Genomic DNA, 13,546 nt, shown 5'->3' with positions numbered 1-13,546 from the left:
GTACACCGGACGCCGCCAACTGCACCTGCCCGAAGCGAAAGAAACGATGCGGCAGAAGTTGCTGCGCATGTGTGTGGCGATTCCGGCGATCCCTTACCGTCGGCTGATCGCGCGCCAACCGAACCAGCCCCTTGCGGCTGCGGCCTGATCGACACGCTGGAACGGTGGGGGAGTTTAATGTAGATCAACTTAATGGATAAGGGTTAGCTTAATGCGGATCAATTTGATTGGTGTGAGTTAGCATGAACGGTGTGGGCGTTGGTGCAAATGAAAGGGTTCAGGCTACAGCAAAATCACGGTCTTTTCGTTTCCCTCGCGTCTTTTCCTTGATCTCCTATCTTGATCTCTTGTCTTGATCTCTTGTCCGGTCTGTTTCACCTCCCCTAAACCTGATTCCTTCTCCTAAGCCCGTTTAAATTATCTCGAACCTATCTGCTTCTCCACCAAATATTTTCTTCTCCCGAGCTCGTCTGTTTCTCTGCTACCCTGATCAAACGGGATAATCGTGCAAAGTCTCCGGACAGTGAGTGTTGATCTGCCGCCCACCCACCCGACTTCCCTCTCCTCAAGCTTTCAACACTCATGGCAGTTGATTTAGGTCAGGCTGATGTCTCCGCGTGTCTAACTACTACACACTGCTAGTCCATCCGGAAAACCTGGCCTTTAGGCACAAACGGAAGGTGATGGCCTTTCAATCGGCAGTAAAAATCGGTTTAAGCAATTTTTGCTTCGGTGGATTAATTTTTTCTTTGTCGTAATACTTTCGCCATGTTCGCGGGCAACAATATGAGCGAAGATAGGTTCACAAGGTCATCGCCGCAAGGTGAAGGCCGGTAGGTTAAAGATCGCCGAGGCGCTTGGACGGGATACTTCGCCTGTTAAGCGACTGGTCGTTGGTTCGAATCCAACTTCCGCCGGTTGGCGGAATAGCTCAGGGGTAGAGCAGTTTATGTGCCTGTCCGCCTTATTCCTCGAGTGAGCTTTAACCAAACGGGCAAAAACAAACGCGAGGCGCCAGAAAGGGTTACTTCGACTAGTTTAGGGAATTAGTATCCGATTGTGCCAAGCGGCACAAGGCAACCTTTTCGAAAAGCAGTTTCCCTTGCGTGGGTTTTGCCAAAACCGCATAACGCCGGTGAGGCGCCGGAATGGGTTACTTCGCCTCCAAAGCGACCATTGGAATATCTGGGCAATACGGCAGGTTCGACTCCTGCACCGACCTATTCCACCAATTCTTCACCGGTGTTATCCATTTTGATTCGCCGTTTTCTTATGAAAACGGGCAGGAGGTTTTAACCATGAGTTTCGCGCAAAAATTGTTCGGTTCCATGAGACCGACGACACGCAACAAAGACCATTACCCGGCTTATACGCGGTCTGCCGAAGAGCAATACCTGCAGATCCTGCTGACCAATACAATGAGCAACACGTTTTATGCCGACCAAAATGAACTGCTGAGCGATGCGGAGCAGTTGCATCACGACATGGCCGCGGCAAACCCAACCTTTATGGCAAAAGCGATTGTATATGCGCGCACCGCAGGCCTAATGCGATTGCAGCCGCTGTTTGGCCTGGACGTGTTGTCCGCCTACCGCCCTGACCTGTTCGCCAAGATATTCCTTCAGGTCGTTCGTATTCCGTCCGACCTGTCCGACTTCTTGACGATCCTCAAGGGACAGGGCCGGGGCGAAGGCGGCCGCGCCGTCAAGCGCCAGGTGAACCGCTTCCTCGCCGGAGTGAGCGAATATTGGGCGGTGAAGTATAACGGCCGGGGCCGGGGCTACAGCCTGGGCGATGTGATCGCCACCGCGCATCCGAAGCCGGTGGACCTGAAGCAGCAGGCGCTGTTCCGCTACCTGCGCGGGCTGGAAGCCAACCTTGGCCTGCTGCCGCAGGTGGAGGCGCTGGAGCGTTTGAAGCAGGCCGAAGGCGAAAACGAGCAGATCGCCTGGATCGAACGCGGCAAGCTGCCGTACGAAACGGTGACCGGCGCGATCAAGCCGTCAAAGGCTGTCTGGGAGGCGCTGCTGTATCAGATGCCGACCTTCGCGCTGCTCCGCCATTTGAACACGCTGGACCGGGCTGGCGTGCTGAATGAGCAGCGGCATCTGGATTACGTGACCGCACGGCTGACCGACGTGGAGGCGCTGCGCAAGGCGCGCATCCTGCCGTTTCGCTTCGCTACGGCATTCCGCCAAATAGAGCATCCCGAGCTGCGCGAGGCGTCGCGGGACGCGGCCGATCTGACCTTTGGCAACCTGCCGGAGCTGGGCGACAACACCGCGATCTTTTTGGATATCTCCGGCTCGATGCAAGGACAGTATCTGGAGATCGGCGCGGTTTTTGCCTTGGCGTTGTATAAGAAGACGCAGGGGAACTCGCTGTTCTGGCTGTTCAACCATGAGGTCCACGACGCGAAACCTTCGAAGCGGGACAGCATTCTCGGGCAAGCCGAGCACATTCGCGCAAGCGGCGGGACGGACACCGGTGCGCCGGTCCGCAAGCTGCTGCAGGAGCGCAAACGCGTGGAGCAGATCATCATCATCACGGACGAACAGCAGAATAGCGGCAGTCCTTTTTATCAGGAACTGGCTCAGTACCGGGCGAAGGTGAACCCGGAAGTGAAGGCGTTTATCGTCGACATCGCCCCGTATCGCCATGCCCTGGTTCCGCAGACGGACCGCAATACGTTCTACATTTACGGATGGAGCGACACGGTGCTGTCCTATATCGCCCAATCCGTGCAGGGATATGCCTCGATGACTGAGCAGGTCGCTGCGCTGGATTTGGACGCTTTGAACAAACATAATAAATAAGTAACCGTACCAGTAGAACGGCCATGGACGAGGAAGTCCATGGCCATACATATCAGTATATAGTAAGGAGAGTGACCTCTCATGACCAACCCGTCAGACTTCCATCCAACGATCCTAAACGAGTTGCATAACATTGAGCGGGAAGAAGGGGTGCGAATCCTGTACGCCTGCGAATCGGGGAGCCGGGCCTGGGGGTTTCCTTCGCGTGACAGCGATTATGACGTTCGCTTCCTCTATATCCGGCCGGCCGATTGGTATTTGTCGATCTACGAAGGCCGTGACGTGATCGAGCGCCCGATCAGCGACCAGCTCGATATCAACGGTTGGGATTTAAAAAAGGCACTGGTTCTGTTTCACAAATCGAACCCGCCGTTGCTGGAATGGCTGCATTCGCCGATACAATATATGGAGCAATATTCCGCCGCCGAACAAATTCGCCGAATTTCCCCGTTAACTTTTTCGCCCAAATCCTGTATGTACCACTATCTCCAAATGGCCAAAGGGAACTTCCGGGGTTACCTGCAAGGGGAACAGGTGAAGCTCAAAAAATACTTCTACGTCCTGCGGCCGGTGTTGGCCTGCGCCTGGATCGAGAAATACGATACGATGCCGCCGGTGGAGTTTGAGGACCTGGTCCGGGAGCTAATCCCTGCGGACAGTGAGTTAATGGACACGATCCAGCACCTGCTGGCCCGCAAGAAGGCTGGTGATGAGCTTGATATGGAGCCGAAGCTGCAGCCGATCCACACGTACTTGGAGGAGCGCCTTGCTTATTTCGAGCAAGCGGCTGCCAAATTGCAGGCCCGGCACAGCCAGCCCGACGTTGAACAACTGAATGAGATTTTCCGCTCCACCCTGCATGAGGTCTGGGGGTAGCCGCAATTTATTGAAGTCAGGAGGGATTCTCATGGCGATCATCCAGGTGAGATCCACGAATCCGCAATTTTCTTTTTTGATCAAAAAAAATCCACACTCCGGGATGCTGCTCCGCTCCATCCGCAAAGGCATGGCGTACGGCTGGTATACCGGCGAGCACACCTTTAACGTGTACTTTAAAGATGCCGACAACGACATTTCATATAAGCAGCACGAACAGGAGAACTTCGAGTATTTGAACGTATCAAGGTACAACACGCCGTTGTTTCCGTTGAACGCGATCGGCGAGTTTTTTTCCGCCCCGTTAAAAGCGCAGGATACGCGGGATACGGAAGGTTATGAGCATGCTTTTTTCATTAATATGATTCATATCGAGCGGGTCCGGTATATCGAATTTTTTGCCAAGCACCTGAAGGAATTTACGTTTGAAATTACCCACCAGGCTGATAAGAGCTACTCGCTCACCGTCAAGACGGAAAAAAGCCTGTACCTGCTTCTGCACACCGTAAGCGTATTGTGCTTGTTCCTGTCCATGTTCGGCAATGAGTATATCGATATCTCGGACAGTATTCTGGATAAGTACATCAAAAGCTTAAACGTGATCGACGCGCCGTTCTACATCCGCAGTTTGTTCGTGCGGAATTTTCTTTCTTCCAGGGACCGCTTCAACAGGTACAAGGCGGAGTTGGAAAAAACGGACCGCTACGAAATCCAGTTCGCCTACGGCGGTACGGCGCTGCAGCGGCGGAACTATATCGGAAACGCGCTGGCCTTCGACAAGTCGATTTTGGACGTGGGGTGCGGAGAAGGGTTCTATGCGATTCCTTTTGCCGGAAAAATCGAGGGAACCTACTATGCGGTCGATATCAACGAGGAGCTGCTGGAGCAGGTCAAGCGCAAAGCCGCGCGAAAAGAACTGGATAACCTCGTCACGTTCGCCTCAATCGATCACTTCCTGGAAAGCTACAATGGGGAACAGGTCGATGTCATCCTCACCGAAGTGATTGAGCATATGAGCCAGGACGAGGCGGGGCGGCTGATCCGGCAAATCTGTGCGGAAGTCGATTTTGATCGTTTCATCATCACGACGCCCAACGCGGACTTCAACCGGTACTACGAGCTCAGCGAATTCCGGCACGACGACCATAAATGGGAAATGGGCGAAGCCTCGTTCCGGCAGTGGATAGGCGAGGTGCTGCGGGATACGGAGCTGCATTTCGAATTTGTAGCCGTCGGGGACGGGGTCGACCATATCAAGACGACACAAGGCGTCATTCTTAAGAAAAAGGGGGCCTAAAGCGATGGAAATCCAAACCAAGGTCCATACGATTTTTATGCTGGTCGGTTCGACCGAATGCGGCAAAACCACCTTCGCCAAAGAGGTGCTGATGCCGGGGCTGCGTTTCGAGGACGGAAGCCGGAATATCAAGGCTAACGTGCAGTATCTGTCCTCCGACGGGATCCGCCAGGAGCTCCTTGGATACGAATACGATAAATACGATCAAGTGATGCTGGAAGCGAGCGAGCAGGCTTTTCGCCTGCTGTTTGAAAGGCTGAAGCTGGCGACCTCTTTTCCGATCAACGCGGAGTTTGTGGTGGTTGATACGACAGGTTTGTCCGAGGATTTCCGGGCAAAGGTGAAAGACATCGCCGTTCAGAACAATTACAATCTGGAGGTCATCGTCTTCGATTACCGCAGGCGAGAGGACTATTATGCCTCGGAACGCTCCAAGAAGCTGATCACAAACCATATCAACCGCCTGAAAAAAGACGTCCTCGGCTCGCTGGCCCGCGAAGGTTACGGCAAAGTTCACAAGGTCCGTGCTAAAGATTTCTACCTTCCGGATGAAGGAACAGCGAATCCGGAATACCGCATCGTGATCGAGAACCTTGACGATTACTTGAGCACCGTACTCCCGCAGGATCAGCAATATATCATCATCGGCGACGTGCATGAATGCGTGGACGATCTGCAGGGGCTGCTGCGCGATCACGGGTATCGTCTGGAGGACGGCAAGCTGGTGGCGGCGGAGAAGCTTCGCCATACCAAGCTTATTTTGATAGGCGACTGGATTGATAAGGGCAAGCAAACGGACGAGATCATCCGGTTTCTGTATGAGAACCGGGAGCATTTTTACTTTGTGCTGGGGAACCATGAGAACTTCGTCGATAAGTATCTGAAAGGCGAAATCAGCGGCGTCGATCAGGAACTGCTGCATACGTATTTCGATTCGGTTCAGGTACTGCGGCAGGATGCGGCGCTGCTGGACCGATTCCGGGAGCTGGTGGCGGTGTCGCAGCCGTTTTACCGGTATGTGGGGACCAGGGGAGCCTCCTTCTATGTTACCCATGCGCCGTGCCGGAATAAGTACATCGGCAAGCTGGACACGAACTCCGCCCGGCATCAGCGGAACTTCCGGATTGACCGGGAGGCGCCGCTGGAGGGCCAGTTGGCTTTTTTGCAGGAGGAAGCGGTGAACAACCACCCTTACCATGTATTCGGGCATGTGGCGGCCAAACAGTCTATCCGCATCCGCAACAAAATCCATATCGACACCGGCGGCGTGCACGGCAATCTGCTGACTTCTGTCAGCATCTCGTATAAGCCGTTTTTGAAGTCGCGGAAGTCGGGGCGGGCGGCGATCGCCGAACAGCTTCCGACGCTGTTTAAGGAAGAGCGGAAGGTGTCGGTCGGGGAGCTTGGGGAAGAAGAACTGCGCCGGCTGCATTACTGCTCGCGGCACAAAATCAACTTCATCTCCGGCACGATGTCCCCGGCGGACAAGGACGAGGCGGTGAACGAGCTTGAATCCCTGGCGCGCGGACTGGATTATTTCAAGGAACGCGGCGTGGGGCAGGTCGTCTTGCAGCCGAAATATATGGGTTCACGGTGCAATGTTTATTTGCATAAAGACCCGGAGCAATGTTTTGCCGTCAGCCGGAACGGCTACAAGGTGAATCAGGCCGACCTTTCGTCCATTTACGCCAAGCTGCTGGGTAAATTCGGCGGTTATATGGAAGAGCAGGGGATCGCCATGCTGATCCTGGACGGTGAGCTTTTGCCGTGGAAAGCGCTGGGCGAAGGGCTGATCGAGCGGCAATTTAAGCCGATCGAGAAAGCGTTGGAAACGGAGCTTGCGTTCCTGGCGCAAACCGGGTTTGAACAGGCTTTTGCCAAGCTGAACGCGGAGTATGAGGCGAGCGGTTTTGAACGGGATCAGTTCCGTATGGCGAAATCCGATCTTAGCGAGAAGTACGGGGCGAGTGTATACCAGAACTACAAGCCCATGCATGATATCCGCGAATCCCATGTTCCGCTGGCGGATCATTTGGAGGCTTACGCGACTTACAAGCGGCAGTTGGAGCTTTATGCGGAGGACGGGGCGTTGGAGTATAAGGCGTTTGCTGTGCTGAAAATCGTCTATGAAGACGGCCAGGAGCAAGTGCCGGAGTGGAAGACGTCGGAGATGTACGGTTTTCTTTCCGAGGACGAGGCGCTGTTGCTCGATCTGTCCGACCCGGATTGCCTGGCGCGGGCGGAGAGCTATTTCGCCAAGCTGACGCTGGAGCAGCATATGGAGGGAGTCGTGATCAAGCCGGAGGTGTGGAACGGCATGACCGTGCCTTATATGAAGGTGCGCAATCCCGAGTACCTCTCCATCATCTACGGGTATGACTACAGGTTCCCCCACAAGTACCGCAAGCTGCTGAAGCAAAAGAACGTCAACCAGAAGCTGCGCACTTCGCTAAGCGAGTACCGGCTCGGGATGCAGCTGCTGGGCGTACCTTTCGCCGAAATTGCGCCGGATCATACGGCGTATAAGGAAATCGCCGCCAATCTGCTGTTTGAGGTGGCGCAGGAGCGGGAGATCGATCCGCGGTTGTAACATGACAAAAGAGTGCCCGAGCGCGACATGTTGGTTGCGGCTCAAGGCACTCTTTTTCGGCTGCATCTATTCGACCTGTCTCTGTTTCAGCAAATCCCGAATTTCCGTCAGCAGCAGCTCTTCTTTGGACGGCGCCGGCGGCGCTTCGGGTTTCGGATCTTCTTTGCGTTTCAGCTTATTGATGCCTTTGACAAACAGGAAAATCGAGAAGGAGACGATAAAGAAGTCGATGATGGTCTGAAGGAACGAGCCGTATTTCAAGACCGTGTCGCCATATTGGAATTGAAGTCCGTTAAGGTCGACGCCGCCCATCAAAAGGCCGATCACGGGCATCAGCATGTCTTCTACCAGAGAGGTGACGATTTTCCCGAAAGCGGCGCCGACAATGACCCCGATGGCCAGATCCAGTACATTGCCCTTAAGAGCAAAGGCTCTAAACTCTTTCCACATGGTTATCAAACCACCCTTTTCCGCATATTACAGGCAGTATACCATGAGAGGGCGAGATGTTGTCCAGCACAAGACTCTTTGCAGCCCGGATACTTTCGAGATTTCCCGCCAAAGCTCAGGTTTCGAGCGGATAAGATCGCCCGCCGGAAATCCAACGGTTGCAGCAGCCGCTATTTTACGAAAAAAGCCCTTTTCATGCTTTAGGCATTTCGTTGAAGAAAGCGACATCCTCAATCGGCAATCTTACCGTCGGGTGTCCGGGCTTCGCCGCCTTACCGATGGCGATTAGCATAACAGGAGCGTATCTCTCCGGAATATCGAACGCTTCTGCAAATTTAGCCTGGTCATAGCCGCCCATCGGGACCGTATCATAGCCTTTAGCGCGGGCGACAAGCATAAGCTGCATGGATACCAATCCACTGTCAATAAATACGTTTCGGCGAATAGCCTCCGGAGGCATGCTCGCGAACATCCCTTGATAGCGTTCCACGAACGATTTAGCCGTCTCTGCAGGCATGTAACCCGCATCGACCGTCATTCCGTAGATTTTCTCGGCCAATTTATAGCACTCCAAATCTCCGAGCACCGCAATGACAGCCGAAGCCTCAATCACTTGCTGCTGATTGAAGGCGATCGGAAGCAGTTTTTGCTTCAGCTCCTGTGAATCGATTACGAGAAACCGCCACGGCTGCAGATTGGCGCCTGAAGGAGCCAGCGTAGCTTGCTGCAAGATTTCGTTCATTTCCTCCCGCGAAATCTTTACCTCGGGATCATAGCTGCGGACGGACCGCCGATCCTGAATAACGTTGAAAAACTGCTGCTGCTCCACCGTTTGGGACGATTGTGAAACGGACATGCTTCTCTCCTCCTTATAATTACTGTGCTAAATACAAGCACAGTATATCTCAAAATAAAAGGCAGTCGAATTATAAACTGCAACTTAACTGAGTACAGTATATAACGTTCCGGCTCACATTGCAATCCGGTAATTATTCTTGCATCAAATCAGCTAACGTATGCTGCTTGAGCAGTTCGACAGTCTGCTTCTGCACTTCTCCCATAATCGCTTCGAGCTTTTGTTGGCCCGAGGCGCAGTCCTCACGAACCTCTGGTTCGCAGCAATCCGATTTTACAGCCAAAAATATATCCGCCAGCGTAATTTGATCCGGACGGCGCTTCAGATAGTAGCCCCCATTCCGTCCTTCTCTCGCTTCGACAATACCGGTGTGCGTGAGCTGCGCCAATACCCTGCGGAGGAATGTGGCATGTGATTGGACATTGCTGGCAATGGCCGCGCTGGAAAGCGGTCTCTCGCATTTGGCAAGCAAGATCAGGGCATGCACGGCAATGCCGAAACGCGGCGGACCGATCTGGGCGCTCCGGTTAGATATCATAAAAATCCCTCCTGTTCACAGTGTACCGCAATCTCACAAAATATTTCTCCAGCCTAGCAATACTTCTATCTATGAAGGTTCCACGTTTCGTGTGCGTATTTGTCCGCGATTAGCGGCTTGACGAGCTGTTTCGCCACAAAAAGTGAAAGAAGCAATCTCTTCGGCCCTCGCAAAGCAGGGAGATTGCCTCTTTTGGATTATATTGAGCTATCGCATACGGCCCGGTTGATGAGTTTTATTATACCCGCTAAGTTGATTCGTTTCAAAATAATTCTTAGTTTACGCAAGTTCATGCAATTATGCTTTGATTTTGGTTAGCGTATGTTTTACGCGATTATCTTGGTGTTACCTGCCTAACTTCCTCGCGGGAATGTTGTGTTAAACCAAACTTTCCTGACCAAACCGTCCTGGAAAGGTTATAATGCAATAAATGGAAGCGGCTAGAAAGTGAAGTGATAACGGCCATAGTCATGACCGGGTAACTTACACCCCGGGCGAGCCTCCCGCCGTGTTGTACCATGGAACCAACAAAAATGCCCTCCCGTCTATACTGAAAGGAGGACTGCTGCCCATGAACCGGCAGTACGTGCATTTGTCGGAGGGGACTCATTTCGCCACGCTTGCGGGCAGCCGTAGAGGTGAGCTGGTTATTCTTAAAATAGACACACGAGACGCGGAGCGGCTTGGGGTTACATTTTATTATGCCGGCAATGAAGTATGGCTGGCCGATCGGATACCGTCGGGATGCTGTACCGTTTGGAATCCACAGATACAGGGTGAAAAATGACAACAGGAATGAATCGTAGAGCAAACGCCGAAGCAGCGGGAAACCCATGAGCAGATCGGCCTTAAGATAAGAAGGAGGGGTTAACTATGAACCCATCGATGACAATGATCGATATCGGCGTTAATTTGATGCACCGTTCGTTTCATCACGACCGGGAGCAGGTGATGGAGCGGGCGGCAGCCAAGGGCGTCGCGCCTCTGATCATCACCGGGACAAGCCTGCGAAGCAGTGAGGAGGCGGCACGTTATGCAGAGGACCACCCGGGAAAGCTGTACACTACAGCGGGTGTTCATCCCCATGACGCCAAAAGCTGCAACAAGGAGACGATAGAAAGGCTCGGACAATTGGCACAGCTTCCCCAGGTGGTTGCCATCGGGGAATGCGGCCTGGATTACAACCGGGATTTCTCCCCGCGCGATGTACAGCGCAAATGGTTTGCCGAGCAGATTCGCTTGGCGCTTGATTTGGAACTGCCGCTGTTCCTGCATGAGCGGGAAGCTTCCGCCGATTTCACCTCGATCCTGAAGGAGCACGGGGTAAAAAAGGCGGTGGTCCACTGTTTTACGGGGACCGAAGCGGAGCTGAAGACGTACCTTGCGATGGGTTTCCATATCGGGATTACCGGCTGGATTTGCGATGAGCGGAGAGGACGCCATTTGCTGGATCTCGTCCCGATCATTCCGGCGGATCGGCTGATGATCGAGACGGATGCGCCGTTCCTCACCCCGCGGGATTTGAAGGACAAGCCGGCAGACCGGCGCAACGAGCCTGCTTTTCTGCCGCAAATTGTGGAAAGGATCGCCCGCTGCACGGGCAGAACCGCGGCGAAGGTCGCCGAGATGACGACGCAAACCGCGAGGGAATTTTTTTGCATCTGACGGCGTAAGTTGACGTTTGCGATCGCTAAATGTTTCAGTTCAAACTCAGAAAAAACGGGGGGAGTTGCCATGAACGAAGGGATTTTATACAGCAAAATCAAAGGCGGGCTGTACGGCGTGGCCGTGGGCGATGCGCTCGGCGGAACGACGGAGTTTATGAGCCCCAGGGAGATCAAGGCGCAATACGGTTATTTGCGGGAAATCATCGGCGGCGGGGTGTGGCGGCTTGCGCCGGGGGAAGTGACCGACGATACGATGATGACGCTTGGCGTGGCCGAAGGCATTCTGGAAAATCCGGCCGAGCCGATGGAGCCCATCGGTCGTCTGTTCTTGGAATGGTACAATTCCAGGCCGAAGGACATCGGCAATATTATCCGCCACGTCTTCGAGAGTTACGAGGGCAACTGGTTCGAGGCTGCTTTTTACGCACACGCTGATCTGGGGCAAAGCGCCGGGAACGGTTCCCTGATGCGCTGCCTGCCCATGGCTTTGGCATACGGGGACAGCGCCGACATGGAACGGGTGACGCTCATGCAGTCGAAGATGACGCACTACGATCCGCGCTGCGGCGAGGCCTGCTTGATCTATAACCGAATTGCCGCCCGCCTGCTCCGCAGTGAGGATTTAAGGTCCGCCATTTTCGCTGAAACGGCCGGAACGGAATATGAAGGCCTTTTTGAAGCGGTTCCCGACTGCGAGCCGAGCGGTTTTGTCGTACACACGTTCCGGTGGGTTCTCCATATTTTGCTGCATAGCGCGGACTTTAGCGAAGTAGTGCAGCGGGCGGCCAACTTGGGCGGGGATTCCGATACGATCGGCGCCATCGCCGGGGGACTGGCAGGGATCCACTACGGCTACGAAGCGATTCCGGCTCAATACACCGCGGCGATCTTGATCAAGGATAGACTGGACCGGGCGGTCTCCGGGTTATATTCTCTGCGGACGTCTTCTTCCGGGCGCCATAGCGGGAAATAAGCACAACGACGCCTACGGGTTTGAAAGTTCCCAAGGGCTCGGACCATTAGTTGCAAAACATACAATAGATTTCAACGAAGAAGCGGGTTCATATGCTTTAATTGCATTTTCTGCAACTACATCCCAATATCTGCGCCAGTCCATCGAATCGTGCTTGTTTAATTGCAGGATTTGCAATTAAACAAGCACCCTACTCCATTTTCCGATCAATAACTGTATCTTTTGCAACTATTCAAACATTACGGACATTTCATGAAAAAAGCAGGGGGCCTTCCCCCTGCCTTGAGCAACCGCTGCTAAAATTTGATTTTCAGGCTGTCGCCCTCGACATACACGCCTTCAGAGCGTGTTATCGGCAGCTTCTGCTCCGCCGTGAAGCCAATCGTTTCTCCGTCCCTAAGCGTGACGTCCTGATCGACGACATACCCGGCGAGGTCGATCAGGAAATCGCGCAGCTCGGCGGGCGAGGCATGGCTGTCCAGCACTTCGATTTCATCCTTGCCAAACGATGCCAGCCCGTTCGTGTAACCGCTGATTCCTTTTTCGCTGCCGACCAGTCCGAAATGAATCAAATTAAGCAAAGGAATGATGTCCTCCGACTTCATCACTTCCGCCAACTCCACAAAAAACTCCGGCTGAAAGACGGTCCCGGACGTGTAGATGCCCACCGCGTTCGGCAGCTTCAAACAGCTTACCGCCAGTTTGGCATACATTTTACCGCTATCGAGCGGGGAGACAGAGCGGGGAGACGTGGCCACAATGATTTGAGCCACATGCGTTTTGGTTACCTCCACCGCCTCGCGCCACATATAGTTGCCTTGGGCATGGAACTCGGCTTCTCCGTCCGGTACGGGAGCATCGACAAAGCTGACGGCCAAGGTGCAGCCCTCCGCTTCAAAAACCAGGATGCCTTCTTTTTCCTCTCCGGGGTGTTTCTGTTCATCCTCGTCCCGTGAGTAGGCGATATTCCAATCCTGCAGCAGGTTGGCCTTTATCAACTCCAGGTCGCATTCATGGGTATTGAGCAGCACGAACCCGTTAAAAATCCCGGAGGATTTCCCGTCTTCTTCATTGCCGGCAGAGCCGTCCGCCTGAGTCTGAGTCTGAGCCTGAGCCTGCGCTTCCGCGGCCTCCAGCTCCGCCGCCCGCTTCATCCAATACTCGCGGATCATCTCGACCATGGCGATCGCTTCCTGCTCGGCAGTGGCCGGATCATAGGGCTGCATTTCACTGAAAACATGGCCGCAATGCTCGGTGTCGGACGGATCTTCATAACCTCCGCATACGCCCAGGAGCCATTTGCCGAGCAAGTTCTTTTTGTACTTGAACATGTAGTAGTGCATGCCGTGCAAATCAAATTCCCCGGCGATTTCGATTTTGCCGGGTTCCCGGCCGAGCTCGTTTTCATGCGCCAGCCAACCCACCATCGATGCCTTGGCCGCCTGCTGTTGGGATGTCATTTATTCCTCTCCTTTGTGAGCGA

The 13,546-nt window shown here is 53.8% G+C and carries 10 protein-coding genes and 1 pseudogene; 7 read left to right on the top strand and 4 right to left on the bottom strand.

The genetic code is table 11. The features are described 5' to 3' along the window. Positions 1 to 1,298 precede the first annotated feature (1,298 nt). The 4 genes from ACLD72_RS21365 (at position 1,299) to ACLD72_RS21350 (ending at position 7,579) form a co-directional block, all read left to right on the top strand. Positions 1,299 to 2,816 (top strand): TROVE domain-containing protein, encoded by a 1,518-nt coding sequence (locus ACLD72_RS21365; protein WP_410999499.1) that lies wholly within the window; start codon positions 1,299 to 1,301, stop codon positions 2,814 to 2,816. Between the two features lie 81 nt (positions 2,817 to 2,897). Continuing rightward, positions 2,898 to 3,692, top strand: a complete 795-nt coding sequence (locus tag ACLD72_RS21360; RefSeq protein WP_410999217.1) for a nucleotidyltransferase domain-containing protein — start codon at positions 2,898 to 2,900, stop codon at positions 3,690 to 3,692. A 31-nt stretch (positions 3,693 to 3,723) separates the two neighbouring features. Then, positions 3,724 to 4,989: a class I SAM-dependent methyltransferase gene (locus ACLD72_RS21355; RefSeq protein ID WP_410999219.1), complete on the top strand. Its 1,266-nt coding sequence runs from the start codon at positions 3,724 to 3,726 to the stop codon at positions 4,987 to 4,989. Positions 4,990 to 4,993: 4 nt separating this feature from the next. Continuing rightward, on the top strand, positions 4,994 to 7,579 hold the full coding sequence (locus tag ACLD72_RS21350; protein WP_410999221.1) for a metallophosphoesterase: 2,586 nt from the start codon (positions 4,994 to 4,996) through the stop codon (positions 7,577 to 7,579). 66 nt (positions 7,580 to 7,645) lie between these two features. Here ACLD72_RS21350 and mscL read toward each other — a convergent pair whose 3' ends face one another. From mscL to ACLD72_RS21335, 3 genes are all read right to left on the bottom strand, one after another. Then, complete coding sequence (mscL, locus tag ACLD72_RS21345; RefSeq protein ID WP_326044704.1) at positions 7,646 to 8,029, bottom strand: large conductance mechanosensitive channel protein MscL; 384 nt, start codon at positions 8,027 to 8,029, stop codon at positions 7,646 to 7,648. 193 nt (positions 8,030 to 8,222) lie between these two features. Beyond that, positions 8,223 to 8,885 carry a nitroreductase family protein gene (locus ACLD72_RS21340; protein ID WP_410999223.1) on the bottom strand — a complete coding sequence of 221 codons (663 nt, stop codon included), beginning with the start codon at positions 8,883 to 8,885 and terminating at the stop codon, positions 8,223 to 8,225. Between the two features lie 133 nt (positions 8,886 to 9,018). Continuing rightward, complete coding sequence (locus ACLD72_RS21335; RefSeq protein ID WP_410999225.1) at positions 9,019 to 9,423, bottom strand: RrF2 family transcriptional regulator; 405 nt, start codon at positions 9,421 to 9,423, stop codon at positions 9,019 to 9,021. Between the two features lie 460 nt (positions 9,424 to 9,883). Between ACLD72_RS21335 and ACLD72_RS21330 the strand changes: the two are divergent. From ACLD72_RS21330 to ACLD72_RS21320, 3 genes and pseudogenes are all read left to right on the top strand, one after another. Then, positions 9,884 to 10,210 (top strand): annotated as a pseudogene (locus ACLD72_RS21330) (RNA 2'-phosphotransferase); the annotation flags it as partial. An 86-nt stretch (positions 10,211 to 10,296) separates the two neighbouring features. Continuing rightward, on the top strand, positions 10,297 to 11,088 hold the full coding sequence (locus tag ACLD72_RS21325) for a TatD family hydrolase (RefSeq protein ID WP_410999227.1): 792 nt from the start codon (positions 10,297 to 10,299) through the stop codon (positions 11,086 to 11,088). Positions 11,089 to 11,157: 69 nt separating this feature from the next. Next, positions 11,158 to 12,063, top strand: a complete 906-nt coding sequence (locus ACLD72_RS21320) for an ADP-ribosylglycohydrolase family protein (RefSeq protein ID WP_410999229.1) — start codon at positions 11,158 to 11,160, stop codon at positions 12,061 to 12,063. A 296-nt stretch (positions 12,064 to 12,359) separates the two neighbouring features. Here ACLD72_RS21320 and ACLD72_RS21315 read toward each other — a convergent pair whose 3' ends face one another. Further along, complete coding sequence (locus ACLD72_RS21315; RefSeq protein WP_410999231.1) at positions 12,360 to 13,523, bottom strand: DUF4261 domain-containing protein; 1,164 nt, start codon at positions 13,521 to 13,523, stop codon at positions 12,360 to 12,362. Between the last annotated feature and the right edge of the window lie 23 nt (positions 13,524 to 13,546).

Source organism: Paenibacillus lacisediminis, assembly GCF_046567315.2.
This window is presented reverse-complemented; position numbering and strand designations above follow the sequence as displayed.